25 protein-coding genes and 1 tRNA gene are annotated in these 23,961 nt (G+C 70.0%); 13 read left to right on the top strand and 13 right to left on the bottom strand.

What is annotated here, in order from left to right; translation table 11 throughout:
- The 3 genes from J7E87_RS34930 to J7E87_RS08075 all read right to left on the bottom strand — a co-directional run.
- A partial coding sequence (locus J7E87_RS34930) for a chaplin (protein WP_251017115.1) occupies window positions 1-473 on the bottom strand: 473 nt, incomplete at its 3' end.
- Window positions 474-616: 143 nt separating this feature from the next.
- On the bottom strand, window positions 617-850 hold the full coding sequence (locus tag J7E87_RS08070) for a chaplin (RefSeq protein WP_215091464.1): 234 nt from the start codon (window positions 848-850) through the stop codon (window positions 617-619).
- A 166-nt stretch (window positions 851-1,016) separates the two neighbouring features.
- The gene (locus J7E87_RS08075; protein WP_215091466.1) at window positions 1,017-2,351 is read right to left on the bottom strand and encodes a M20/M25/M40 family metallo-hydrolase; all 1,335 of its coding nucleotides are present in this window, start codon (window positions 2,349-2,351) and stop codon (window positions 1,017-1,019) included.
- A 185-nt stretch (window positions 2,352-2,536) separates the two neighbouring features.
- On the opposite strand from J7E87_RS08075, the gene J7E87_RS08080 reads away from it, so the two are divergent.
- Window positions 2,537-2,621, top strand: a tRNA-Leu gene (locus J7E87_RS08080).
- A 78-nt stretch (window positions 2,622-2,699) separates the two neighbouring features.
- Entirely contained in the window at window positions 2,700-3,650 is a 951-nt protein-coding gene (locus J7E87_RS08085; RefSeq protein ID WP_215091467.1) for an RluA family pseudouridine synthase, read from the top strand.
- Here the strand turns inward: J7E87_RS08085 and J7E87_RS08090 are convergent.
- From J7E87_RS08090 to J7E87_RS08105, 4 genes are all read right to left on the bottom strand, one after another.
- Entirely contained in the window at window positions 3,642-4,277 is a 636-nt protein-coding gene (locus J7E87_RS08090; protein WP_215091468.1) for an MBL fold metallo-hydrolase, read from the bottom strand. The genes J7E87_RS08085 and J7E87_RS08090 overlap by 9 nt on opposite strands.
- Entirely contained in the window at window positions 4,277-5,362 is a 1,086-nt protein-coding gene (locus J7E87_RS08095) for an S-(hydroxymethyl)mycothiol dehydrogenase (RefSeq protein ID WP_215091470.1), read from the bottom strand. The genes J7E87_RS08090 and J7E87_RS08095 overlap by 1 nt, the downstream gene beginning before the upstream one ends.
- 225 nt (window positions 5,363-5,587) lie before the next feature.
- Window positions 5,588-7,051: an amino acid permease gene (locus J7E87_RS08100; protein ID WP_215091472.1), complete on the bottom strand. Its 1,464-nt coding sequence runs from the start codon at window positions 7,049-7,051 to the stop codon at window positions 5,588-5,590.
- Between the two features lie 224 nt (window positions 7,052-7,275).
- Window positions 7,276-7,977: a FadR/GntR family transcriptional regulator gene (locus tag J7E87_RS08105; RefSeq protein ID WP_215091474.1), complete on the bottom strand. Its 702-nt coding sequence runs from the start codon at window positions 7,975-7,977 to the stop codon at window positions 7,276-7,278.
- Between the two features lie 141 nt (window positions 7,978-8,118).
- Between J7E87_RS08105 and J7E87_RS08110 the strand changes: the two genes are divergently transcribed.
- The gene (locus J7E87_RS08110; RefSeq protein ID WP_215091476.1) at window positions 8,119-8,634 is read left to right on the top strand and encodes a gluconokinase; all 516 of its coding nucleotides are present in this window, start codon (window positions 8,119-8,121) and stop codon (window positions 8,632-8,634) included.
- A 14-nt stretch (window positions 8,635-8,648) separates the two neighbouring features.
- Complete coding sequence (locus J7E87_RS08115; protein WP_215091478.1) at window positions 8,649-10,046, top strand: gluconate:H+ symporter; 1,398 nt, start codon at window positions 8,649-8,651, stop codon at window positions 10,044-10,046.
- A gap of 12 nt (window positions 10,047-10,058) precedes the next feature.
- On the opposite strand, the gene J7E87_RS08120 is transcribed toward J7E87_RS08115, so the two are convergent.
- Complete coding sequence (locus tag J7E87_RS08120) at window positions 10,059-10,721, bottom strand: cytochrome b/b6 domain-containing protein (protein ID WP_215091480.1); 663 nt, start codon at window positions 10,719-10,721, stop codon at window positions 10,059-10,061.
- A complete protein-coding gene (locus J7E87_RS08125; RefSeq protein WP_215091731.1) occupies window positions 10,663-11,328 on the bottom strand; it encodes a molybdopterin-dependent oxidoreductase in 666 nt (221 codons plus the stop codon). Before J7E87_RS08125 ends, J7E87_RS08120 begins: the two co-directional genes overlap by 59 nt.
- 145 nt (window positions 11,329-11,473) lie before the next feature.
- Between J7E87_RS08125 and J7E87_RS08130 the strand changes: the two genes are divergently transcribed.
- Complete coding sequence (locus J7E87_RS08130) at window positions 11,474-11,896, top strand: ASCH domain-containing protein (protein ID WP_215091483.1); 423 nt, start codon at window positions 11,474-11,476, stop codon at window positions 11,894-11,896.
- 309 nt (window positions 11,897-12,205) lie between these two features.
- Here J7E87_RS08130 and J7E87_RS08135 read toward each other — a convergent pair whose 3' ends face one another.
- Complete coding sequence (locus tag J7E87_RS08135; protein ID WP_215091485.1) at window positions 12,206-13,861, bottom strand: FAD-binding dehydrogenase; 1,656 nt, start codon at window positions 13,859-13,861, stop codon at window positions 12,206-12,208.
- A gap of 95 nt (window positions 13,862-13,956) precedes the next feature.
- On the opposite strand from J7E87_RS08135, the gene J7E87_RS08140 reads away from it, so the two are divergent.
- The 7 genes from J7E87_RS08140 (at window position 13,957) to J7E87_RS08170 (ending at window position 19,115) form a co-directional block, all read left to right on the top strand.
- Window positions 13,957-14,466, top strand: coding sequence for an NUDIX domain-containing protein (locus J7E87_RS08140; protein WP_215091486.1), 510 nt, complete (start codon window positions 13,957-13,959; stop codon window positions 14,464-14,466).
- Window positions 14,467-14,514: 48 nt separating this feature from the next.
- The gene (locus J7E87_RS08145) at window positions 14,515-14,913 is read left to right on the top strand and encodes a DUF202 domain-containing protein (protein WP_215091488.1); all 399 of its coding nucleotides are present in this window, start codon (window positions 14,515-14,517) and stop codon (window positions 14,911-14,913) included.
- Window positions 14,910-15,227, top strand: a complete 318-nt coding sequence (locus J7E87_RS08150) for a DUF202 domain-containing protein (protein ID WP_215091489.1) — start codon at window positions 14,910-14,912, stop codon at window positions 15,225-15,227. The genes J7E87_RS08145 and J7E87_RS08150 overlap by 4 nt, the downstream gene beginning before the upstream one ends.
- A gap of 69 nt (window positions 15,228-15,296) precedes the next feature.
- Entirely contained in the window at window positions 15,297-15,620 is a 324-nt protein-coding gene (locus J7E87_RS08155; RefSeq protein WP_215091491.1) for a hypothetical protein, read from the top strand.
- Window positions 15,621-15,716: 96 nt separating this feature from the next.
- A complete protein-coding gene (locus tag J7E87_RS08160; protein ID WP_215091493.1) occupies window positions 15,717-16,628 on the top strand; it encodes an MBL fold metallo-hydrolase in 912 nt (303 codons plus the stop codon).
- Between the two features lie 241 nt (window positions 16,629-16,869).
- Window positions 16,870-17,892, top strand: a complete 1,023-nt coding sequence (locus tag J7E87_RS08165) for a phosphotransferase family protein (protein WP_215091495.1) — start codon at window positions 16,870-16,872, stop codon at window positions 17,890-17,892.
- Window positions 17,893-17,900: 8 nt separating this feature from the next.
- The gene (locus tag J7E87_RS08170; RefSeq protein ID WP_215091497.1) at window positions 17,901-19,115 is read left to right on the top strand and encodes an acyl-CoA dehydrogenase family protein; all 1,215 of its coding nucleotides are present in this window, start codon (window positions 17,901-17,903) and stop codon (window positions 19,113-19,115) included.
- Window positions 19,116-19,294: 179 nt separating this feature from the next.
- Here the strand turns inward: J7E87_RS08170 and J7E87_RS08175 are convergent, their stop codons facing one another.
- From J7E87_RS08175 to J7E87_RS08185, 3 genes are read right to left on the bottom strand one after another with little or no spacing between them, the layout of a single operon-like run.
- Window positions 19,295-19,888 (bottom strand): TetR/AcrR family transcriptional regulator, encoded by a 594-nt coding sequence (locus tag J7E87_RS08175; RefSeq protein ID WP_215091499.1) that lies wholly within the window; start codon window positions 19,886-19,888, stop codon window positions 19,295-19,297.
- 50 nt (window positions 19,889-19,938) lie between these two features.
- Complete coding sequence (locus J7E87_RS08180) at window positions 19,939-21,591, bottom strand: AMP-binding protein (protein WP_308312880.1); 1,653 nt, start codon at window positions 21,589-21,591, stop codon at window positions 19,939-19,941.
- Window positions 21,588-22,352 (bottom strand): SDR family oxidoreductase, encoded by a 765-nt coding sequence (locus J7E87_RS08185; protein ID WP_215091517.1) that lies wholly within the window; start codon window positions 22,350-22,352, stop codon window positions 21,588-21,590. Before J7E87_RS08185 ends, J7E87_RS08180 begins: the two co-directional genes overlap by 4 nt.
- Before the next feature lie 204 nt (window positions 22,353-22,556).
- Between J7E87_RS08185 and J7E87_RS08190 the strand changes: the two genes are divergently transcribed.
- Window positions 22,557-23,825, top strand: coding sequence for an exo-beta-N-acetylmuramidase NamZ domain-containing protein (locus J7E87_RS08190; RefSeq protein WP_215091519.1), 1,269 nt, complete (start codon window positions 22,557-22,559; stop codon window positions 23,823-23,825).
- The last annotated feature ends 136 nt before the right edge of the window (window positions 23,826-23,961 follow it).

Genomic DNA, 23,961 nt, shown 5'->3' on the forward strand with positions numbered 1-23,961 from the left:
GGCGGCGTAACCGGAGTGGTCGGGTTGTCCGGCGTCTCGGTTCCGGGCATCGTGCCATTACCGCACTCGTTACCCGCGACCGCGTTGCCGAGGCCGATGGCGGTGACGGTGTTCCCGCAGGCGTTCACCGGCAGGTGGATGGGCGCCTGGATGTTGTTGCCGGAGGCGACGCCGGGAGAGTTGCTGCTCTCCCCGTCGGCCTGGGCTCCGGTGCCCTGCGTGCCGCCGCCGGACGAATTGCTGCATTGGTTGCCGCCGGCGGGGTTGAGCAGGCCGACCACATTCACGGTGTTCCCGCACGCATTGACGGGAACATGCAGGGGGAGCTGGACCGTATTCCCGGACGCGACGCCCGGAGAATTCGACGCGTTTCCGGTCGCCCCGGCATCCGCGTACGCATAGCTGCCGCCGAGGGCGAGTACGCCGCCCGCGGCCGCCATGGTGATCAGGCCCTTGCGAGTGACCTGTCGCATAGGTTGATTCCTTGCCTTCACGCTTAAGGAAACCTCCGGACCTCGTGCCCGGAGGCGGAATACCCGGCGGTCCCGGAGTGCATGGCGCGCACTCCGGGACCGCCCGGGTTCAAACCCGAACCCTTGCGGGCCGAGTCACAACATCACGAGTTGTCGCAGGTGTTGCCGAAGGCGGGGTTCAGCAGCCCGATCACGGAGACCGTGTTGCCACACGCGTTCACCGGCAGGTGGATGGGCGCCTGGATGACGTTGCCGGAAAGCACGCCGGGGGAGCCCACGGCGGCACCCTGGGCACCCGCGTCGGCCATGGCAACGCCCGCACCCGCGAGCACCAGACCGCCAGTGGCAGCCGCAGCAGCGACGACCTTCTTGATCATTGTTCCTCCTTGTTGGCAATGCGATCCCAGCCGCGGACCGCATCACCTGTAACGAGGAGGAGTGAAGGTGGCTACGTGGCTACAGTTCCTTTCACCCTTTTCAGTCAAGTACGCACACACTGACGATTATTGGAGTTTCGTCTCAGCACATTTCACCCGGTGCGGCTCAGCACCGGTCCAGGAATCGGTCAAGCACCCGTACACCGAACTTCAGCCCGTCGACCGGAACCCGCTCGTCCACCCCGTGGAACATTCCCGCGAAGTCCAGCTCCGGCGGCAGCTTGAGCGGCGCGAATCCGAAGCAGCGGATGCCCAGGTCGTCGAAGGACTTGGCGTCGGTGCCGCCGGAGAGCATGTACGGGACGGCCCGGGCGATCGGGTCCTCCGCCTTGAGCGCGATCTGCATCGCGTCGACGAGGTCGCCGTCAAAGCTGGTCTCCAGGGCCTTGTCGCCGTGCACGTCCTCCCGCCTGACGCGTGGGCCGAGCAGCCGGTCGAGGTCGGCCAGGAACTCGCCCTCGTACCCCGGCAGGAAGCGCCCGTCGACGTGCGCGGTCGCCTGCCCGGGAATGACGTTCACCTTGTAGCCGGCACCGAGCATGGTGGGGGCGGCGGAGTTGCGCAGGGTCGCGCCGATCATCTTCGCGATGCCGCCGAGCTTGGCGAGCGTGGCGTCCATGTCCTCCGGGTCGAGCGGCGTGCCGAGCGCGTCGGAGAGCTCGTCCAGGAAGGACCGTACGGTCTTGGTCATCCTGACCGGCCACTTGTGGCGGCCGACACGGCCGACGGCCTCGCAGAGCTCGGTGATGGCGTTGTCGTTGTTGGTCATCGAGCCGTGCCCGGCGGTGCCGTCGACGGTGAGGCGCATCCAGTGCATGCCCTTCTGCGCCGTCTCGACGAGATAGAGCCGCAGGTTCTCGTTGACGGTGAAGGAGAAGCCGCCGACCTCGCCGATGGCCTCGGTGACGCCCTCGAAGAGATCCGGGTGCTTGTCGACCAGATGCCGCGCGCCGTATGTGCCGCCGGCCTCCTCGTCGGCGAGGAAGGCGAGCACGATGTCGCGAGGGGGCTTGCGGCCGCTGCGCAGCCTGTCCCGTACGACCGCGAGGGTCATCGCGTCCATGTCCTTCATGTCGACGGCGCCGCGGCCCCAGACGCAGCCGTCCGCGATCTCGCCCGAGAAGGGGTGGTGCGTCCAGTCGTCCGCGTTGGCCGGCACGACGTCGGTGTGCCCATGGATGAGCAGTGCCGGCCTGGACGGGTCCTCGCCCTCGATCCGGGCAACGGTGGAGGCACGTCCCTTGTGGGATTCGAAGATCTGCGGTTCGAGCCCGACCTCGGCGAGCTTCTCCGCGATGTACTCCGCCGCGCCCCGCTCCCCCGGGCCCGAGTGGTCGCCGTAGTTGCTCGTGTCGATCCGGATCAGCTCACGACAGAGGTCGACGACCTCGTCCTCGCCCGTCACGGGCTTGGACTTGTCTGTCCTGTTCGACTCGCTCACGCTGTTCCTCCCACTGTCGCTACTGGTGGTTCCCGCTCATACTCCCGCGAGCCGGCCCGGACCCCAAGGGCGACTGCCCGCCGTCATGCGGCCGTCACACCGGACTGGGCCGTGATCGGGCACAGCCGAATGTTTGCTATGGTTTTCCACGTCGGAACGGCCCAGGGCCGCGAGACAGGCACCTGGTCCGGGTGGCGGAATGGCAGACGCGCTAGCTTGAGGTGCTAGTGCCCTTTAACGGGCGTGGGGGTTCAAGTCCCCCCTCGGACACAAGCAAGATCCCCACGGCTTCCCGTGGGGATCTTTTCGTTGAGGCGGCTTCCGAGCGGTGCGCATACAGTCAACTCGGTGAGACGCAGACGCAAGGCCCCGCCCGCGCCGCTCCCCCAGCGCGACGGAATCGACCCGGTGCGGCTGCGGCTGCCCGCCGATCCGGACGGCGTGTGGAAAACGGTGTACGACCATCTCGCCGCGCGGTACGCAGCCGCCATCGGGCCCGAGCGGGTCGACGCCATGTTCCGGGAGGGGCGCATCGTCTCCGCGGACGGTCCGGTCGCCGCCGACGAGCCGTACACCGCAGGGCGGTATCTCTGGTTCCATCGGGCTTTCGCGCCCGAGGAGCGCGTCCCCTTCGAGGTCGGGATCGTCCACCGGGACGAGCGGCTGGTGATCGCGGACAAGCCCCACTTCCTCGCCACCACCCCGCGCGGGCGGCACATCACCGAGACTGCGCTGGCCCGGTTGCGCCGCGATCTTCAGCTGCCCGAGCTGCAGCCCGCGCACCGGCTGGACCGGCTCACCGCTGGGCTCGCGCTCTTCGTCGTACGGCCCGCGGACCGGGGCGCTTATCAGACGCTGTTCCGCGACCGACTGGTGCGCAAGGAGTACGAGGCGGTGGCCCCGTACGACCCGGCGCTCGCCCTGCCCGTGACCGTACGCAGCAGGATCGTGAAGGAGCGCGGGGTGATGGCCGCCCGCGAGGAGCCGGGTGAGCCGAACAGCGAGAGCCGGATCGAACTGCTCGAGCACCGGGCCGGGCTCGGCCGGTACCGGCTGCTGCCGGCCACCGGCCGAACCCATCAGCTGCGGGTCCATATGAACAGCCTCGGGCTGCCGCTCCTGAACGACCCGGTCTATCCGGTCGTCCAGGAGCCCGGGCCCGACGACTACTCGCGGCCTCTTCAACTCCTCGCGAAGGTACTGGAGTTCACCGATCCGGTGACGGGTGAGCCGTACCGCTTCGAGAGCCGGCTGCAGCTGGCTCAGTGGCCCCGCCGCCCGGCGGAGCCGCTAATTTGACGCAGCCCATTCATCAAGATGGGGTGACTCGTCGCCGATCGTGGTCGCATCGCCGTGGCCCGTACGCACCACAGTCTCCGGCGGCAGCGTCAGCAGCCGGTCCCGGATCGAAGCGATGATCGTCGGGAAGTGCGAGAAGGACCGGCCGGTGGCACCGGGGCCGCCCTGGAAGAGCGTGTCGCCGGTGAAGACCGTGGACAGCTCGGGGGCGTACAGGCAGACAGCGCCCGGGGCGTGGCCCGGGGTGTGCAGCACGGTGAGCGTGACGCCCCCGACCGTGAGGGTCTGGCCGTCGGCGAGTTCGCCGTCAGGGGCGCGCTCGGGGTGCGTCTGATTCCACAGCGGCAGGTCGTCGGGGTGCAGCAGGATGGGCGCGCCGGTGGCGGCGGCGAGCGCCGGCGCCGCGTCGATGTGGTCGTTGTGCGCGTGGGTGCAGACGATGGCGCGCAGGGTGCGGCCCTCCAGCGCGGCCTCGATCGCGGGAGCGTCGTGGGCGGCGTCGATGACGATCGCCTCCAGCTCGTCGCCAACGATCCAGACGTTGTTGTCGACGTCCCAGGTGCCTCCGTCGAGCGAGAAGGTGCCTGAGGTGACGAGGTGGTCGATCCTGTGGTTTCGGTCGTTCATCAGAACTGCACCACCGAGCGCAGTACGTCGCCCTCATGCATGCGGGCGAAAGCCTTCTCGACGTCGCCGAGTTCGATGGTCTCGGTGACGAACGCGGCGAGGTCGATCCGGCCCTGCTGGTGGAGGTCGATGAGCATGGGGAAGTCCCGGGACGGCAGACAGTCGCCGTACCAGGAGGACTTGAGCGCCCCGCCGCGGCCGAAGACGTCCAGGAGCGGCAGCTCCAGCTTCATCTCGGGGGTCGGTACGCCGACGAGGACGACGGTGCCGGCCAGGTCGCGCGCGTAGAAGGCCTGTTCGTACGTCTCGGGGCGGCCGACTGCGTCGATGACGACATCCGCGCCGAAGCCTCCGGTGAGCTCGCGGATCGCCTCGACGGGGTCGGTGGTGCGGGAGTTCACGGTGTGGGTCGCGCCCATCGTCTTCGCCGTCTCCAGCTTGCGGTCGTCGATGTCGACGGCGATGATCCGGGCCGCGCCCGCCAGACGTGCCCCGACGACCGCCGCGTCGCCCACGCCTCCGCAGCCGATGACGGCGACCGAGTCGCCGCGGCCGACGTTGCCGGTGTTGATGGCGGCGCCGATGCCGGCCATCACGCCGCAGCCGAGCAGGCCCGCGACGGCCGGGGAGACTGAGGGGTCGACCTTGGTGCACTGACCGGCGGCGACCAGGGTCTTCTCGGCGAAGGCCCCGATGCCGAGCGCCGGGGAGAGTTCCGTACCGTCGGCGAGCGTCATCTTCTGCTTCGCGTTGTGCGTGTCGAAGCAGTACTGCGGGCGGCCGCGTCGACAGGCGCGGCAGCGGCCGCACACGGCACGCCAGTTGAGTACGACGAAGTCTCCGGGGGCGACATCCGTGACACCGTCGCCGACCGACTCCACCACGCCCGCGGCCTCATGGCCGAGGAGGAAGGGGAAGTCGTCGTTGATCCCGCCCTGCTTGTAATGCAGGTCGGTGTGGCAGACCCCGCACGCCTGCACCTGCACCACGGCCTCGCCGGGGCCGGGATCGGGGACGGTGATCGTCTCGATCCGTACCGGCTCGTTCCTGCCGGGGGCGATCACGCCTTGCACCTGCTGCGACATCGAGAACCTGCCCTTCTTCGCGCATGAAGTCGACCACCACTATGAACCGTCACGACGGCGGACCGCGACCGCGCTGCCAGTCCTGTCGGTCCTGTCGGTCCTGTCGGTCCTGGCAGTCCTGGCAGTCCTGGCAGTCCTGGCAGTCCTGTCGGACAACGTGCCGCGCGACAAGAACGGCCCCGGCGGGATCTCACCCGCGGGGCCGTTCATTTTCGCTGAGCGACGTCAGGCGTCCTGGCGCTCCGCCGCGAGGGCGTTCACCCGGCCGCGCACGACGAACCAGCCGCCGACCAGCGCCGCCGCGATCAGCGGCAGGAACATCACGGTCGTACGGCCCACGCCGCCGCCCCACCACATCAGGACGACCACGGAGGCGAGGAAGAGCAGCGTGACGATCTGGGTGTACGGGGCCCAGGGCAGCCGGTACGAGGGGCGGGTGACGCGGCCGTCCTGCGAGCGGTGCCAGAAGAGCAGCGAACAGAGCATGATCATGCCCCAGGTGCCGAGGATGCCGATCGAGGCGAAGTTCAGGACGATCTCGAAGGCCTGGCCGGGCATGAGGTAGTTGAGCCCGACGCCCAGCACTCCGAAGCCGGCGGTCAGCAGGATGCCGCCGTAGGGCACCTGGCCCTTGTTCATCCGGCCGGTGAACTTGGGCGCGGAGCCCGACATCGCCATGGAGCGCAGGATGCGGCCGGTGGAGTACAGACCGGAGTTCAGGCTGGACAGGGCGGCGGTCAGCACCACGAGGTTCATCACGCCGGCCGCGCCCGGGACGCCGAGCTTGTCCATGACGGTGACGAAGGGGCTCTGGCCATCGGAGTACGCCGTGTACGGGAGGAGCAGCGCGAGCAGTACCACCGAGCCGACGTAGAACAGACCGACGCGCCACATGATCGAGTTGATCGCCTTGGGCATGATCTTCTCGGGGTTCCGGGTCTCGCCCGCCGCGACGCCGCACAGCTCGACGGAGGCGTACGCGAAGACGACGCCCTGGATCACCAGCAGCATCGGCAGCATGCCCACCGGGAAGAGGCCGCCGCTGTCGGTGATGGTGGAGAAGCCGGGCGTGTGGCCGTCGACCGGGTGCTGGGTGACCACCAGGAAGATGCCGATGAGCATGAAGGCGACCAGCGCGGCGACCTTGATGATCGCGAACCAGAACTCCATCTCGCCGAAGTACTTCACCGAGATGAGGTTGGCGGTCAGGACGACCGCGAGCGCGATCAGAGCGAGGACCCACTGCGGGACATCGCTGAACATCGCCCAGAAGTGGGCGTACGTGGCGGCCGCGGTGATGTCGGCGATCGCGGTGGTCGACCAGTTGAGGAAGTAGAGCCAGCCGGCCGCGAAGGCGCCCTTCTCGCCCATGAACTCACGCGCGTACGAGACGAAGGCGCCCGAGGACGGCCGGTAGAGAACCAGCTCGCCGAGCGCGCGTACGACGAAGAAAGCGAAGACGCCGCAGACCGCGTAGGCGATGGCGAGGGAGGGTCCGGCGCCGGCCATCCGGCCACCCGCGCCGAGGAACAGGCCGGTGCCTATCGCCCCGCCGATCGCGATCATGTTGACGTGGCGGGACTTGAGGTCCTTGCTGTAGCCGGCGTCGCCGGCGTCCACGTGGGGGGAGTTCGTCGCCGGTGCCCCGGCGTCAAGCGTGTCGGCCGCAGTGCTGGTGCGGTCAGTCATGGAGCTGTTCGCCTTCGTGAGGGGAGGGTGGGCGGACCCGGCCGTAGCCGGTGATGGGGTCGTCACCGTGGCTTGGCCCGACATCCCATAATTAGGGCAACACTGCGATCTTGGCAGTGGTCAACGTCACCTGGGGATATATCTGAGGTGATTCTGAGGTTACGGCGCAGTAAACCAAGGTCACCCAGGGACTCGCCAATCAGGGATCCGCGCCCGCAGGACCCTCAGGGCGCCAGTACGTCCAGCTCCGCCAGCGCCCCCACGGCGATCTGGCGGGTGATCTCCTCGGCCCGTACGGCGTCGCCCTCGCGGACCGCCTCGGCCACCTGGACATGCAGGGTCACGGCCGCCGGATCGGGGTCGTCGAACATCACCCGGTGGTGCGTACGGCCCGCGAGAACCTCGGCCACCACATCGCCCAGGCGCGCGAACATCTCATTGCCGGAGGCGTTGAGCACCACGCGGTGGAAGGCGATGTCGTGCTCCAGATATCCCTCCAGCTGGTGTCCGCGCGAGGTGGCGACCATGCCCAGGGCGCACTCGGTGAGCTCGGCGCACTGCTCGGGGGTGGCATGGTGGGCGGCCAGCCCTGCCGCGACCGGCTCGATCGCCGAGCGGAGCACGGTGAGGGAGCGCAGCTGACGCGGGCGGTCGGCGCCGGCCAGCCGCCAGCGGATGACGCGCGGGTCGTAGACGTTCCACTCCTCGGTGGGGCGCACGGTCACGCCGACCCGGCGCCGGGACTCCACGAGATGCATCGACTCGAGGACGCGGACCACTTCGCGGACGACGGTGCGCGAGACGTCGAAGCGCTGTGCCACCTCGTCGGTGCGCAGCACACTGCCCTGCGGGTACGCGCCCGCGGTGATCGCGAGGCCGAGGGTGTCAAGCACATGCGTATGAAGCCCTTGGCCCTCTGTGGTCATGGGGCAAGAGTACGGGCACGGTTCGGGCACTAAAAGTATGACGTTTATGTCTCAGCATCTTGAATACGTCGTACCTAATGGGTTTCAGTAGCGCGACGGCCGAGGTCGACAGCGATGTCGACGAAGACAGCGAGGTACGTAATGAGCACCCCCCACGTCGTCGTGGTGATGGGCGTGGCAGGCACCGGCAAGACCACGATCGGTCCCCCGCTCGCCGCCGCACTGGGCGTCCCGTACGCCGAGGGCGACGATTTCCATCCCCCGGCGAACATCGCCAAGATGTCCGCCGGCACCCCGCTCGACGACGCGGACCGGTGGCCCTGGCTCGACGCCATCGGGCAGTGGGCGCACGACCGGGCGGGCCTCGGCGGAGTGGTCTCCAGCTCCGCGCTCAAGCGGAGCTACCGCGACCGGCTGCGGGCCGCCGCACCGGATGCCGTCTTCCTCCACCTCACCGGCGACCGCGCGCTCATCGAGCGGCGGATGGCGGAGCGCAAGGGCCACTTCATGCCCCCCGCGCTGCTGGACTCGCAGTTCGCCACGTTGCAGCCACTGGGCGGCGACGAGGCGGGCGTCGCCGTCAATGTGTCCGGCACCCCGGAAGAAATCACCGAACGAGCCGTCGCCGCGCTGCGCCGGCTCGACAGCGCACGATAGCTAAGGAAGCCACCGTGACCAGTCTCAGCGTCGAGACGCTGGCAGCGGACGCCACCGAAACGATCACTTCGGTCGGCAACGCGCAGTTGGGCATAGCCGTTCTCGCGGGCATTGCCGTCATCGTCCTGCTCATCACCAAGTTCAAGGTCCATGCCTTCCTGGCGCTGACCATCGGTTCCCTGGCGCTCGGCGCGTTCGCGGGCGCGCCGCTGGACAAGACCATCGTCAGCTTCACCACGGGTCTGGGCACGACGGTCGCCGGTGTGGGCGTGCTGATCGCGCTCGGCGCGATCCTCGGCAAGCTGCTCGCCGACTCCGGCGGCGCGGACGAGATCGTCGACACGATCCTCGCCAAGGCCGGCGGGCGCGCGATGCCCTGGGCGATGGTGCTGATCGCCTCGGTGATCGGGCTGCCGCTCTTCTTCGAGGTCGGCATCGTGCTGCTGATCCCGGTAGTGCTGCTCGTCGCCAAGCGCGGCAACTACTCCCTGATGCGGATCGGCATCCCGGCCCTGGCCGGTCTGTCCGTGATGCACGGGCTGGTTCCGCCGCACCCCGGACCGCTGGTGGCGATCGACGCCATCGGCGCCAACCTCGGCGTCACGCTGGCGCTGGGTGTGCTCGTCGCCATCCCGACCGTGATCATCGCCGGTCCGGTCTTCTCCCGGTACGCCGCGCGCTGGGTGGACATCCCGGCCCCCGAGAAGATGATGCCCGCCCGGCCCTCCGAGGACCTGGACCGTCGTCCCGGCTTCGGCGCGACCGTGACCACCGTGCTGCTGCCCGTCGTCCTGATGCTGGGCAAGGCGCTCGTGGAACTCGTCGTCGACGACCCCGAGAGCGGTATCCAGCGCGTCACCGACTTCATCGGGTCCCCGCTCATCGCACTGCTCGCCGCGGTGATCGTCGGCATGTTCACGCTGGGCCGCGCGGCCGGCTTCACCAAGGACCGGATCTCCTCGACCGTCGAGAAGTCGCTCGCCCCGATCGCGGGCATCCTGCTGATCGTCGGCGCGGGCGGCGGCTTCAAGACGACCCTGATCGACGTCGGTGTCGGCCAGATGATCCTGGACCTCTCCAAGAACTGGGCGATTCCGACGCTGCTGCTGGCCTGGCTGATCGCGGTGGCCATCCGGCTCGCGACCGGCTCGGCGACCGTGGCGACGATCTCCGCCGCCGGTCTTGTCGCGCCGCTCGCGGCCGATATGTCGACCTCGCACGCGGCTCTGCTGGTGCTGGCGATCGGCGCGGGCTCGCTCTTCTTCAGCCATGTCAATGACGCCGGGTTCTGGCTGGTGAAGGAGTACTTCGGGATGTCGGTCGGCCAGACGATCAAGACCTGGTCGGTGATGGAGACCATCATCTCGGTCGTCGGCATCGGCTTCGTGATGCTGCTGTCACTCGTCCTTTAGGTACTGGACCGGCTACTCGTCCTTCAGCCACAGCGGATGCTCCCGCTCCGCCCACGGGCGCTCGACCGACCCGGTACGCATACCCCTGCGTGACTCCGGGTCGGCGAGCGCCATCCCAATGTGTCCGAAGAGCACGATGCCGACGGCGAGCGAGAGCCAGTCGTGCACAAAGGTCGCGCTCGTACGCCACACCAGCGGCGCGAGCGAGGTGAACCACATCAGCAGCCCGGTCGCAAGCATCACCAAAACCGCTCCCGCGATCCACGCCGAGTAGACCTTCTGCCCGGCGTTGAACTTGCCCGCGGGACGGGACTCGGGCCGGTGATCGCGCCGCCCTACCGCGCGCAGCCACGTCCGGTCGTGCCGCCCGAAGCGGTTCAGCCTGCGCAGATCGGCACGGAAGGCGCGCGAGCAGAGCCCGAGCAGGAACGGCACGGGGAGCAGCAGCCCCGACCACTCGTGGACGGTGACCACCAGATAGCGGCGGCCGACGAGTTCGGCGATCTGCGGTACGTACAGGGCCGCGGCGGTCGCCACGCACAGCAGCATCAGAGCGGCCGTCGTGCGGTGCACCCAGCGCTCGGCGCGGCTGAACCGCCGTACGCGCGGGGGCCGTTCAGACGGTGGGGGTGTCGCTGCGGCCGTTGGACCGGCCGACCCAGGCGTCGACGTCATATCCCCGCTCCTCCCAGTAGCCGGGCTGGACGTCGGAGGTGACGGTGATCCCGGAGAGCCATTTCGCCGACTTGTAGAAGTACATCGGCGCGACATACAGCCGGACCGGGCCGCCGTGCGAATGGCTGACCGGCTTGTCCTGCATCCGCAGACAGACCAGCACATCGTCGCGGCGCGCCTGCGGGAGCGTGAGGCTCTCGCTGTAGGTGCCGTCGAAGCAGGTGAAGCGGATCGCCTTGCCCTGCGGGCGTACACCGGCGGCGTCCAGCAGCAGCGACAGCTTGACGCCCGAGAAGGCGGTGTCGGGGACGCGCCAGCCGGTGACGCACTGGACGTCGCGTACGACACGGGTCTGCGGCAGATTGCGCAGCGCGTCAAGGGTGTACGTCGCGGGGCGGTCCACCAGCCCGTCGACAGTCAGCCGGTAGCTCTGCTCGGTCTTGCGCGGCACGGAGGAGGCGACCGAGTAGTAGCGGAAGCCGCCGCCGTTGGGCAGCAGCCCGGAGAGCCCGGTCGGATCCTTGTCCGAGGCCGCGCCGAGGAACGATTCGAGCCCGCGCTGCAGATACGGCGCCCCCACGACGCCGGCCGCGCCGAGCCCGAGCATGCCGAGCACCAAGCGGCGCCCGACAGGCGCGCCCTCGGAGTCGGGGTGGTGTGTGGTCACCCCTCGATTCGAACACTCGGGGCTGCCCGACGCCAGGGAATACGGGTACGCGTCAGACTTCCGTCACACTTCGTACGCTGGCCGCATGGAGAACCGTGAACCGCTGAAGCCGTACCTGCTCGCCTACCCCGGGCCGCTGCGCGACCAGTTGGTGGCCGCCGTACTGTCCGGCCAGAAGGTTTCGACGACGGGGCTCCTCGCGGAGTACGAGGCCGAAAAGGAGGAGCTGCCGCCGGTCGGCGAGCGGTCGGCGCTGATCGACTCGGACGGGCGGGAGGTCGCGGTGATCGAGCTGACGGAGGTACGGGTGCTGCGGCTCGGGGAGGTCGATCTGCGGCACGCGCTGGACGAGGGCGAGGGGTACGTGTCGGTGGCGGAGTGGCGCGCGGGGCATGAGGCGTTCTGGCACGGGGACGAGATGCGGGAGGCGCTGGGTGACCCCGGGTTCGAGGTCGACGACGAGACGCTGGTGGTGGCGGAGCGGTTCCGGGTGACGGAGCGGTTCTAGGCTGCGGGGCGGTTTTCCCGGGGCTCCGCCCAGCACCCCGCGCCTCGAACGCCGGCGAGGCTGAAGGTGCAGCCCGCCGGGGCGTGCCCCCGGGGCTCCGCCCCGGACCCTCACCCCTGCGGGAGTGGGGGGCACCCCCACTCCTCAATCGCCGGAGGGGCTCCATGGGAGCCCGTTGGGGGTCCCCCCGGACGAAGTCTGGGGGGAGATTGAGGACAACGGCCGAAGGGCTTACGGGGGTCTGGGGGGCTTGCCCCCCGTACGGGAAGGGGCGGGTGGGGGAACAGCGCCGCCGCAGGCGCCCCGCCCCTAGCCGACCGCCTTCGCCGCCGCCCGCCCCGCCGCCCGCCCCGAAAATATGCAGCCCCCCAGAAACGTGCCCTCCAGCGATCTGTAACCATGCACACCCCCACCGCCGAATCCCGCCGTCTCGCCCGCCGCGTACAGCCCCGGCAGCGGTTCGCCGCCCTCGGCCAGCACCCGGGAGGAGAGGTCCGTCTCCAGGCCGCCGAGCGACTTACGGGTCACGATGTTCAGCCGCACGGCGATCAACGGCCCGGCGCCGGGGTCGAGGATCCGGTGTGGCGTGGCCGTGCGGATGAGCTTGTCGCCCAGATACCTGCGGGCCCCGCGGATCGCCGTGACCTGGAGGTCCTTGGTGAACGGGTTCTTGATCTCCCGGTCGCGCGCGGTGATCTCGCGCCGCAGCTCCGTCTCGTCGATCAGCGGCTCCTTGGTGAGCGCGTTCATGCCCCGCACAAGAGCGGCGAGGTCCTTCTCGACGACGAAGTCCACGCCGTTGTCCATGAACGCCTTCACCGGTCCCGGCACATCCGCCCTGGCCCGCCCGATCACACCGCGGATCGACTTGCCCGTCAGATCGGGGTTCTGCTCGGAGCCCGACAGCGCGAACTCCTTGCCGATGATCTTCTGGTCGAGCACGAACCAGGTGTAGTCGTAGCCGGACTTCATGATGTGCTCGAGCGTGCCGAGGGTGTCGAAGCCGGGGAAGAGCGGGACGGGCAGCCGCTTGCCCCGCGCGTCCAGCCAGAGCGACGAGGGCCCGGGCAGGATCCGGATGCCGTGTCTGGCCCAGATCGGGTTCCAGTTCTCGATGCCTTCTGTGTAGTGCCACATCCGGTCGCGGTTGATGTGGCTCGCGCCGGCGCGCTCGGCGATGCCGAGCATCAGCCCGTCGACGTGCGCGGGGACGCCGGAGAGCATCTTCTCGGGCGGGGTGCCGAGCCGGTCGGGCCACTGGGCGCGTACGAGATCGTGGTTGCCGCCGATGCCGCCCGAGGTGACGATCACCGCCTGGGCCCGGAACTCGAAGGCTCCGGCGACCTCGCGGCTGCTCGCTGTGCCGCGCGCGGCGTCGGACGGTTCGAGGACCTCGCCGCTCACTGTGTCCAGCGCGCCGGCGTTGCTGCTCAGGCCCGTGACGCGGTGGCGGAACTTCAGCTGGACGAGGCCACGCGCCACCCCTTCCCGGACGCGCCGTTCGAAGGGGGCGACGACGCCGGGGCCCGTCCCCCAGGTGATGTGGAATCGCGGTACGGAGTTGCCGTGGCCGGTGGCGTCGTAGCCGCCGCGCTCGGCCCAGCCGACGACCGGGAAGAACCGCATCCCCTGCGCGTGCAGCCAGGACCGCTTCTCGCCGGACGCGAAGTCGACGTACGCCTCGGCCCATTGGCGCGGCCACCGGTCTTCGTCGCGGTCGAAGCCCGCTGTGCCGAGCCAGTCCTGGTACGCGAGGGCCGGGCTGTCCTTGATCCGCATCCGGCGCTGCTCGGGCGAGTCGACGAAGAACAATCCGCCGAAGGACCAGTGCGCCTGACCGCCGATCGACTGCTCCGGCTCCTGGTCGAGCAGGATGACCTTTCGCCCGGCGTCGACGAGCTCCGCGGTGGCCACCAGGCCCGCCAGACCTGCCCCGATCACGATCACATCAGCGTCGTACGCCATGGGTTCCATCCTTTTCGGGGGCCGGAATGCGATGGGACCGATCTTCTGTACGGGGCAGTAACTCGTCAACCGTTCGCCGGTGATTGGATTGGAGCATGACTCCCGCTGACGAAATCCTGGACATCGTCGACGAGCAGGACGAGGTGATCGGCCAGGCTCCCCGCGGCGAGGCGTATGCGCGCGGAATGCGCCACCGTTGTGTGTTCGTCCTGGCCACGGACGCGCAGGGCCGGGTCTTCGTCCACCGTCGTACCCCGACGAAGCTGGTCTTCCCTTCGCTGTACGACATGTTCGTGGGCGGCGTCGTCGGCGCGGGCGAGAGCTACGACGCGGCGGCGCTGCGCGAGGCCGAGGAGGAGCTCGGGGTCTTCGGACTCCCCCAGCCCGCAGCGCTGTTCAAGTTCCTCTACGAGAGCGGCGATCAGACCTGGTGGTCGGCTGTGTACGAGGTGCGCTGCGAGCTGCCGGTGAACCCGCAGGCCGAGGAGGTCGCCTGGTACGACTTCCTGCGGCCCCAGGAGCTGGAGCGGCGGCTCACCGAGTGGGAGTGGGTGCCGGACGGGCTCGCCGCGTACGAACGGCTGCGGGCGCACGGCGCGGGTTGAGTCGGGCACACCCGGGCGACCGACAAATCCGCAGGTAGGGTGCGACGCGTGAGCGACTTCGGACAGAGCCTGCGGCTGTGGTTCGCGCCCCGGCGGGTGCGGGAGGAGGGCCAGACCCCCGACTACCGGTTCTCGCTCGCCAATGAGCGGACGTTCCTCGCCTGGCTCCGTACGGCGCTCGCGCTGATCGGCGGCGGGTTCGCGGTGGATCAGTTCCTGCCCGACCTGCCCTGGGGAGTGCGTGCCGGGATGGCGCTCGGGCTGCTCGGCGCCGGTGTGCTGTGCGCGCTGCGGGCGGTCAATCACTGGGTGCGCTGCGAGCAGGCCATGCGGCGGGGTGAGGATCTGCCCGTGTCCCGGTTTCCGGTTCTGCTGAGTGTCGTGATCGCCGTGGTGGCGGTGGCGATGGTGGTGGTCGTGCTGTTCGGCTGGGAGGGCGGCCGTTGACGGCCGTGCCCGAGCGGGATCCGGGGCTGCAGCCCGAGCGGACCCGGCTGGCGTGGCGCAGGACCACGCTGGCGTACACCGTGGCGGCCGTGCTCGCGGCCCGGCAGGTGGCGGGCGGCGATCTGAGCGCGGCGGGGTTGGTCGCGGTGGCGCTGAGCGCGCTGGTCTGGCTGGGTTTCCTGTGGGTGGCCCACCGGCGGGTGCGCGAGCTGGGCGTCCGGCCCAGGCCGCGGGCGCTGTCGGCGGGGGCCGCGCTGGCGGCCGTGGCCTGTACGGTCGCGCTGGCCGGATTCGCCGTGGCGATGGTGGTGTGACCACAGGCAGGCGTCGAATACTAGCCTGGACAGCGAAAGATGCCGTGAATCGCATCAAAGGTGAGCATCATGGCGGTTCTCCATCAAGAACACCTCAAGCACGAGCACACCCACGGTCCGGACTGCGGGCACCCCGAGGTCCCGCACGGCGACCACGTCGACTACGCGCACGACGGCCATCTCCACAAGGCGCACTCCGGCCACTGGGACGAGTGCCAGCCCGGCGAGCATGTATCGCACAGCGGGCACGCCCATGAGCACGGGCCCCACTGTGGCCACCCCGCCATGGAGCACGGCGCCGCCCACGCCACTCCGCCAACTACGCCGCCTACGTCCACGACGGACACCGGACACCGGCACGCCGAGCACGAGGGGCACTGGGACGACCACTGAGCCGACCCTTGTGGGCACACGTGTCCGGCTTCCCCCGCGCCGACCGGACTGGCAGTCTCGTCCTGACCGGTTCGGCCTTGACTCGGGGGAGCCCAGTTGTCCGCGACAGATCCGTACACCGTCCAGCTCACGCCGGAAGTGCACGCCTACGTCCAGCCGGACGGCGGCTGGTGTCTGAACAACGCGGGATTCGTCAGCGACGGGGAATCGACCCTCCTCGTGGACACCGCCGCCACCGAGCGGCGCGCGCGGGCGCTGCGTGAAGCGGTCCTCGCGGCCGGCGTCCCGCTGCCGAGCACCGTCGTCAATACGCACCACCACGGCGACCACACCTACGGCAACGGCGTATTCGCCGAAGCGGTCGTGATGGGGCACGACTCCTGCCGCACCGAAGTGCTCGCGGCCGGGCACCAGCTCCATCTCCTGTGGCCGCGCACCGACTTCGGCGACATCAGGATCACCGCCCCCACCGTGACGTACAGCGACCGGCTCACCGTCCATGCCGGAGACATCGAGGTGCGCCTCATCCACCCCGGCGGCGTGGCGCACACCCTCGGTGACACCGTTGTGCATCTGCCGGGGCAGCGGGTGGTCTTCACCGGGGACCTGATCTTTCAGGGCGGCACTCCGTTCATCCCGATGGGCTCGCTGAGCGGGTCGCTGCGGGCGCTGGACGTGCTGCGCTCGCTGGACGCCACGACGGTGGTGCCCGGCCACGGCTCTATCACCGACCCGTCCGCGTACGACGATACGGAGCGCTATCTGCGGTACGTCGCCGAGCTGGCCCAGCAGGGGCACGCCAAGGGGCTCACTCCGCTGGAGACGGCGCGCGAGGCGGACCTCGGGGTCTTCGCAGAACTGCGGGAGAGCGAACGGCTGGTGGCGAATCTGCACCGGGCGTACGCGGAGCTGGACGGGGAGCCGGAGGGCTCGCCGCTGGACCCCGTCGCGGTGTTCGGCGACATGGCGCAGATGAACGGCGGGGTTCCGGTGGCCTGCCACGCCTGAGCCCTGCCCCCTGAGTCCTGCCCTGGCTGAGTCCTGCCCTGGCTGAGTCCTGCCCTGGCTGAGTCGCGCCCTGGCTGAGTCGCGCCCTGGCTGAGTCGCGCCCTGGCTGAGTCCTGCCCGCCGCACTCGAGTCCTGCCCCCTGTGATCCTGGCCCGGGTTCCGGCCGCGCACTGGACTACATACCGACTGGTCGGTCATCATGAACGCGACCGCTTTCACCCGCCCCCGGAGGTGCCCCTCATGAGCTCAGTCCCGCCGCCAGGCCTCGATCCCGAGCAGCTGCGCGGTTATCTCGACCGCGAGCGCCCGGGCCTGGTGAGCGGACCGCTCAGCGCCCGGCTGATTCAGGGCGGCCGCTCCAATCTCACGTACTCCGTCACCGACGGCACCGGCCGCTGGGTCGTCCGCCGGCCCCCGCTCGGACATGTGCTGGCCACCGCGCACGACATGAAGCGCGAGCACCGGGTGATCAGCGCGCTGTACCCGACCGCCGTGCCGGTGCCGGAGCCGGTGCTGCTGTGCGAGGACGAGTCGGTGATCGGTTCGCCGTTCTACGTCATGGAGTTCGTGGACGGCACTCCGTACCGCACGGCCGAGGAGCTGGCGCCGCTCGGACCCGAGCGCACCAGGGAGGTCGTGCTCGGCCTCGTCGACACCCTCGTAGAACTTCACGCCGTGGACCCGGAGTCGGTCGGCCTGGGCGACTTCGGCCGGCCCGAGGGCTTCCTCGACCGGCAGCTGCGCCGCTGGGGCAAGCAGCTGGACGCCTCCCGCAATCGCGAGCTGGCCGGCATCGACGAACTGCACGCGGCGCTCGGCCGCGAACTGCCGGCGTCCCCCGCCCCCACCGTCATCCACGGCGACTACCGCCTGGACAACGTCCTGGTCGGCACGGACGACCGGATCAAGGCCGTGCTGGACTGGGAGATGTCGACGCTCGGCGATCCGCTGACCGATCTCGGGCTGCTGGTGATGTACAGCCGGAAGCTGGAGCTGCCCGACTCCCCGATCAGCACCACCGCGGGCGCGGCCGGCCACCCGGAGGCGGCCGAGCTGATCGAGCGGTACGCCGCCCGGTCCGGCCGCGACACCTCCGCCATCGCCTGGTACACGGCCTTCGCCTGGTTCAAGCTCGCCGTGATCCTCGAGGGCATCCACTACCGCTACACCCTCGGCCAGACCGTCGGCCCCGGCTTCGACCGGATCGGCGATCTCGTACCCCTCTTCATCGAGCACGGCCTCACCACCCTCCAGGAAGGCTGAGTACACCCATGGACTTCGCATTCGACGCGCGCACCGAGGAGCTGCGGGCCAAGCTGCTCGCCTTCATGGACGAGCACATCTACCCGGCCGAGGCGGTAGCGGACGAGCAGCGCGCGAAGCTGGCCTCGCCCTGGGACACTCCGGCGATCGTCGAAGAGCTCAAGACCGAGGCACGCAAGCAGGGCCTGTGGAACCTCTTCCTGCCGGACGCGGAGCACGGGGCGGGCCTGACCAATCTCCAGTACGCGCCGCTGGCCGAAATCACCGGCCGCAGCCCGCAGTTGGCGCCCACCGCGCTGAACTGCGCGGCTCCCGACACCGGGAACATGGAGGTGCTCGCGCAGTTCGCCACCGACGAGCAGAAGAAGCAGTGGCTGGGGCCGCTGCTCGCCGGCGAGATCCGGTCCGCCTTCGCGATGACCGAGCCGGAGGTCGCCTCGTCGGACGCCACGAACATCCGGACGCGGATCGACCGGGACGGCGACGACTACGTCATCAACGGCCGCAAGTGGTACATCTCCGGGGCCATGAACCCCGACTGCAAGCTCTTCATCGTGATGGGCAAGACCGACCCGGACGGCGCGGACATCCGGCGCCAGCAGTCGATGATCCTGGTACCCCGCGACGCCGCGGGCCTTGAGGTCCGGCGCGCCATGCAGGTGTACGGCTACGAGGACCACTCGCACGGCGGCCACGCGGAAGTCGTCTTCGACAATGTCCGGGTGCCCGCGTCGAACCTCGTCGGCGAGGAGGGCGGCGGCTTCGCCATCGCCCAGGCGCGCCTCGGGCCGGGCCGTATCCACCACTGCATGCGGCTGATCGGTATGGCGGAGCGGGCCATTGAGCTGATGTGCAGGCGGGCCGTGTCCCGTGAGGCGTTCGGCAAGGCGATCGCGCAGCAGGGTGTCGTTCAGAACTGGATCGCGGATGCCCGGGTCACGGTGGAGCAGTTGCGGCTGCTGGTGCTGAAGACGGCCTGGCTGATGGACACGGCCGGCAATCGCGGTGCGCACACGGAGATCCAGGCGATCAAGATCGCAACTCCGCGCGCGGTCGTGGACATCCTCGACAAGGCGGTGCAGGTGCACGGCGCGGGCGGCGTCAGCCAGGACTTCCCGCTGGCGGAACTGTGGGCGTCGGCGCGGACGCTGAAGCTGGCGGACGGTCCTGACGAGGTGCACCAGCGCTCGCTGGCGCGGCGCGAGTTGAAGAAGTACCTCTAGCTCGGCCGGGGGACTCTTCCCACCCCGCCCCCTACGCCCCGTGGGCGTGGGGGGCCACCCCGAACCGGGGCTCCGTCCCGGACCGCGTATGCGACCTTGGGCCGCGTCCGCGCGGGGGTCCTGGGGCGCAGCTCTCGGTTCGGGAAAGGGCGGGCAGGGGAACGGGCTCGCCGCAGGCGTTACGGGCGCAGCGCCCTGAGCAGCATGTCCGCAAGGTGGTCCGCCACCTGCTGCGGCGTGAGCGGGCCGTCCGGCCGGTACCAGGTCGACAGATGGTGGACCGATCCGAAGTGATAGTCCACCACCAGGTCCGCGGGGGTGGCCGAGGAGAAGACCCCGCTGCGCTGGCCCTCTTCGACCAGCGCGCGGAAACGCTCGTGGTAGCGGCGGCGCTCGGCGCGCACCTGCTTGTGCTTCTCCGGGCTCAGATGGTGCATGGAGCGGAAGAAGATCGAGGCGTCGTCGAGGTTGTCGATGGTCGTGACGACCACATCGGCGGCCGCGCCTCGCAGCCGCCGCTCGACCGGCTCGTCGGCGTCCGCGAACGCGTCGAGCCGCTCCTGCTGGAGCCGCAGTACCCGCGCGTAGACCTCTTGGAGCAGGTCTTCCTTGGAGCCGAAGTAGTGGTAGAGCGCGCCCTTGGTGACGCCGGCCGCCTCGACGATCTCCTGGACCGAGGTGCGGTCGTATCCTCGCTCGGCGAAGAGCCGGGTGGCGGCGGCCAGCAGCCTCTGCGGGACGGGGGTGCCGTCCCCGTCCGTCGTCCTGGCCATTGCCACCCGCCTCTCGTCGATTACTTGGGTACTTGGGTCATCTACTTGGGTCATCCCGGGAAACGCAGTTCCCGCCTGAGGATCTTCCCACTTGTGGTTTTCGGCAGCTCCGCCAGGATCTCGACTTCGCGCGGATACTTGTACGCGGCCAGCCGCTGCGCACAGTACGCCGAGATCTCGGCCGGTTCGGCGGCGGCCCCCGGGCGCAGACTCACATACGCCTTGACCGTCTCGCCGCGGTAGTCGTCGGCTATGCCGACCACGGCCGCCTCGCGGACCGCCGGGTGGGTGTACAGGACGTCCTCGACCTCACGCGGCCACACCTTGAAGCCGGAGGCGTTGATCATGTCCTTCTTGCGGTCCACGACATAGAGCCAGCCGTCCGCGTCCATGAATCCGATGTCGCCTGTGCGCAGCTCGCCGTCCGGGAACGCCTCGGCGGTGGCATCGGGCAGCCGCCAGTAGCCGGGCACCACCTGGGGACCGCTGACGGCGATCTCGCCCGGCTCGCCGAAGGGCACGTCCTGGCCCTTCTCGTCGACGATCCGCACGAGCGTGTCCGGTCCCGGCAGGCCGACGGAGAGAGTGCCGGACGCCGGGTCGACGGGGGCCTCGTGCTCCGGCGGCACGGAGGCGCAGGGCGCGGTGCACTCGGTGAGGCCGTAGCCGTTGCGGAGGTAGGGGCCGAAGCCCGCGCGGAACTTCTCGACCAGCGCCGGCGGCACCGGGGCCCCTCCGGAGGAGATCACCAGGAACGAGTCGAAGTGCTCTCGGGTGGCCGAGGGGTGCGCGGCAAGCGCCATGAAGGCGGTGGAGGGGCCGACGGTGTACGCGGGCCGGTGCTCGGCGAAGGCGTCAAGGACGACGCCGGCGTCGAAGCGGTAGGCGAGGGCGAGGGTGCCCGCGTTGGCGACGCAGGCGGCGAGCTCGCAGACCATGCCGGTGATGTGGAAGAGGGGCGCGAGCGCGAAGTAGCAGGCGCCCTCGGGGACGGGGTGTCCGGTGCGCTGGCGCTCGGCGTTGTAGACGATGCCCCGGTGCAGGTTCATGGCGCCCTTGGGGGTGCCACTGGTGCCGGAGGTGTAGCTGATCAACGCCACGTCGCCGGAGGTGAGTTCACGATCCTGAGGCGCGGCGAGACCCTGTCGGGCCACCGTCACCAGGTCGTCGGCGTCGTCCGCCGGGGCGAGCCGATCGAAGCCGAGGACTCGGGCGTCGTCGCGGGACTGCAGGTCCAGTTCGCAGGCCGTGAGGGCGATGCGTACGGACGAATCGGCGGCGCTGTCGCGCAGATACCCCTCCCAGGCGCGGTCCGAGCAGATCAGCGCGGTGACGTCGGCGTCGCTCAGCACATGCGCGACCTCGGCCGACTTGTACATCGGGTTGAGCGGTACGACGGTTGCTCCGGCCTTCCAGGCGCCGAGCAGCGCGATCACGAAGTGCGGGGTGTTCTGCAGCATGATCGCCACGCGGTCGCCGCGCTGGAGGCCGCGGGCGGCGAGATGGCCCGCGACGGAGTCGGAGAGCGCGTCGGTCTCGCGGTAGGTCAGCCGCCCGTCGAAGTAGGCGAGGGCGGTGTGCCCGGGGGCCCGGTCGACAGCGGCACGGAAGGAGTGAACGACGGTCGCCGGCGGGGTGATCGGGGCGCGTTGGGCGTCGCTGAGCCGGCCGAGCCAGGGCTTGGCGGTGTAGATCGAGGTCACGGGCCCGTCCCCTCCCACTTCTGCTGAAGGTGGTTCATTCCGGCCAGCCAGCGGTCGGGAGTGGCCGCGCGGGCCTCGTAGTACCCGGCGACCTCGGGGTGCGGCAGGATCAGGAAGCGGTCCGCCGCGATGCCCTCGAACAGCGCGTCGGCGACGTCCTCGGGCTCGATCGCGGTGGGCGCGAGGACCAGTTCGCCCGCCGATCCGGCGGCGGTGAGCATGTCCGTACGCACGCCCTGCGGGCAGATGGCGTGCACCTTGAGGCCGCGGTGGCGGTAGGTGAGGGAGAGCCACTCGGCGAAGGCGTACGCGCCGTGCTTGGAGACGCTGTACGGGGCGGCGCCGACCATGGTGAGAAGCCCGGCGGCGGAGACGGTGGAGACGAAGCGGCCGCTGCCGCGCTCCAGCCAGTCGGGCAGCAGGGTGCGGGCGGCGCGGACATGCGCCATGACATTGACGTCCCAGGCGGCGGCCCAGACTTCCTCGTCGGCGAAGGCGTCGCCGGGCGAGGCGAGGCCGGCGTTCGCGCAGTAGACGTCGACGGTGCCGTCCAGTGCGTCACGGGCCGCCGCCACGATCTCGGAGGCGTCGCCGGGGACCGCGGTCGCTCCGATCTCGTCGGCGATCGTCTTGGTCCTGATGGGGTCGATGTCGTTGACGACGACGCGGGCGCCCTCCGCCGCGAACCGGCGGGCCAGTGCGGCGCCTATGCCGCCCCCCGCGCCCGTGACCACCACTCCAGCGCCCTGCACCGTACTCATCAAGTTCCGCCTCTCCGGGTGCCGACCAACTTGTGCAGACTAACCAGTCGGTATGTAACGGGGGAAGAGGGCGCGTGGGGGCGGGTACGGTCGGTACCGGGCCCGATGCCGGATGCGGACCGCCGGCGCCGGGATCGTTCCCCGCGCCCGCCGTGCGCGCTAGCGTGCGTGGCCATGACAGACAGCGATCACGGAGGTAACCCGATGAGCCTGTCCAGACGGGGTTTGCTGGCCGCCGCCGGCGGGGTCACTGCCGCCGGTGCGGTGGGAGCCGCCGGCGCGGTGGGAGCCGCGACCCCATCACCCGCCTCCGCCCACTCGGGCCGCGGCCGGGTCCGCACCGGCTTCGACCGGCTTGCCGCCGACGGCTACCGGCAGCTGTCCGGCGAGCGGGTCGGGGTGGTCACCAACCCGACCGGGATCACCTCGGACGTGCGGCACATCGTGGACGTGATGCACCCGGACGACCGGGTGAACCTGGTCGCCGTCTTCGGGCCGGAGCACGGCTTTCGCGGCACGGCCCAGGCGGGCGGCTCCGAGGGCCGCTACGACGACCCGGCGACCGGGCTGCCCGTGTACGACACGTATCTCAAGAGCGGGCAGCCGCTCGCCGACATCTTCACCGCCTCGGGCGTGCAGACGATCGTCTTCGACATCCAGGACGCCGCCGCGCGTTTCTACACCTACATCTGGACGCTGTACGACTGCATGCAGGCGGCCACGCTGGCGGGCAAGCGCCTGGTGGTGCTGGACCGGCCGAATCCGGTGACCGGGCGGGCCGCGCTCGGTCCCGTACTGAACAAGGCGTTCGCGAGCTTCGTGGGCCGCGAGCCGATCGCGCAGGCGCACGGCATGACCGTCACCGAACTGGCACTGCTGTTCAACGGCGAATTCCTGACGCGGCCCGTGGAGCTGGAGACGGTACGGATGTCGGGCTGGCGGCGTTCGGAGTTCTTCGACGAGACTGGCCTGCCGTGGGTGCCGCCGAGCCCCAACATGCCGACGCCGGACACCGCCCTGGTGTACTCGGGCACCTGCCTCTTCGAGGGCACGAACCTCTCGGAGGGCCGGGGCACCACCCGCCCCTTCGAGCTGCTGGGCGCGGAGGGCATCGACCGCCGCTGGGCGCAGGCCGCGAACGCCCTGGACCTGCCGGGCGTCCACTTCCGCGAGGCGTACTTCGCGCCGACGTTCTCCAAGTTCCAGGGCAAGACCGTCGGCGGGGTTCAACTGCACGTTCACGACCGGGAGTCGTACGACCCGGTGCGCACGGGCATCGCCTTGCTGGTGACCGCGAAGCGCACCTGGAGCGGCTTCGCCTGGCGGCCGGACAACTGGATCGACAAGCTGACGGGCTCGACAAAAGTCCGCACGATGATCGACGCAGGGGCGGGGACGGACGAGGTGGTGGGGTCGTGGCGGGACGAGCTGGCCGCGTTCCGGGCCGTACGGAAGAGGTATTTGCGGTACTGACGGGGACGCCGGGTCCCGGCCCGGTCCGCGCCGCCGACCGGGTCTGACCGTCCGGGATCGTCCGGGACCGGCCGGGACCGACTGCCGACGCAGGTATGGCCCTCTCTCCCCTTGCGCAGGATGCTGTCGCACAAGG

Source organism: Streptomyces sp. ISL-1 (genome assembly GCF_018614585.1).
Classification (GTDB): domain Bacteria; phylum Actinomycetota; class Actinomycetes; order Streptomycetales; family Streptomycetaceae; genus Streptomyces; species Streptomyces maoxianensis.

Coding starts and splice junctions, on each gene's coding strand:
- J7E87_RS08090 (WP_215091468.1), bottom strand. CDS start 4,277: ATGAACGACCGAAACCACAGGATCGACCACCTCGTCACCTCAGGCACC.
- J7E87_RS08140 (WP_215091486.1), top strand. CDS start 13,957: ATGACTCCCGCTGACGAAATCCTGGACATCGTCGACGAGCAGGACGAG.
- J7E87_RS08100 (WP_215091472.1), bottom strand. CDS start 7,051: ATGACTGACCGCACCAGCACTGCGGCCGACACGCTTGACGCCGGGGCA.
- J7E87_RS08165 (WP_215091495.1), top strand. CDS start 16,870: ATGAGCTCAGTCCCGCCGCCAGGCCTCGATCCCGAGCAGCTGCGCGGT.
- J7E87_RS08110 (WP_215091476.1), top strand. CDS start 8,119: ATGAGCACCCCCCACGTCGTCGTGGTGATGGGCGTGGCAGGCACCGGC.
- J7E87_RS08135 (WP_215091485.1), bottom strand. CDS start 13,861: ATGGCGTACGACGCTGATGTGATCGTGATCGGGGCAGGTCTGGCGGGC.
- J7E87_RS08125 (WP_215091731.1), bottom strand. CDS start 11,328: ATGCTCGGGCTCGGCGCGGCCGGCGTCGTGGGGGCGCCGTATCTGCAG.
- J7E87_RS08070 (WP_215091464.1), bottom strand. CDS start 850: ATGATCAAGAAGGTCGTCGCTGCTGCGGCTGCCACTGGCGGTCTGGTG.
- J7E87_RS08095 (WP_215091470.1), bottom strand. CDS start 5,362: ATGTCGCAGCAGGTGCAAGGCGTGATCGCCCCCGGCAGGAACGAGCCG.
- J7E87_RS08190 (WP_215091519.1), top strand. CDS start 22,557: ATGAGCCTGTCCAGACGGGGTTTGCTGGCCGCCGCCGGCGGGGTCACT.
- J7E87_RS08170 (WP_215091497.1), top strand. CDS start 17,901: ATGGACTTCGCATTCGACGCGCGCACCGAGGAGCTGCGGGCCAAGCTG.
- J7E87_RS08185 (WP_215091517.1), bottom strand. CDS start 22,352: ATGAGTACGGTGCAGGGCGCTGGAGTGGTGGTCACGGGCGCGGGGGGC.
- J7E87_RS08120 (WP_215091480.1), bottom strand. CDS start 10,721: ATGACGTCGACGCCTGGGTCGGCCGGTCCAACGGCCGCAGCGACACCC.
- J7E87_RS08105 (WP_215091474.1), bottom strand. CDS start 7,977: ATGACCACAGAGGGCCAAGGGCTTCATACGCATGTGCTTGACACCCTC.
- J7E87_RS08130 (WP_215091483.1), top strand. CDS start 11,474: ATGGAGAACCGTGAACCGCTGAAGCCGTACCTGCTCGCCTACCCCGGG.
- J7E87_RS08175 (WP_215091499.1), bottom strand. CDS start 19,888: ATGGCCAGGACGACGGACGGGGACGGCACCCCCGTCCCGCAGAGGCTG.
- J7E87_RS08155 (WP_215091491.1), top strand. CDS start 15,297: ATGGCGGTTCTCCATCAAGAACACCTCAAGCACGAGCACACCCACGGT.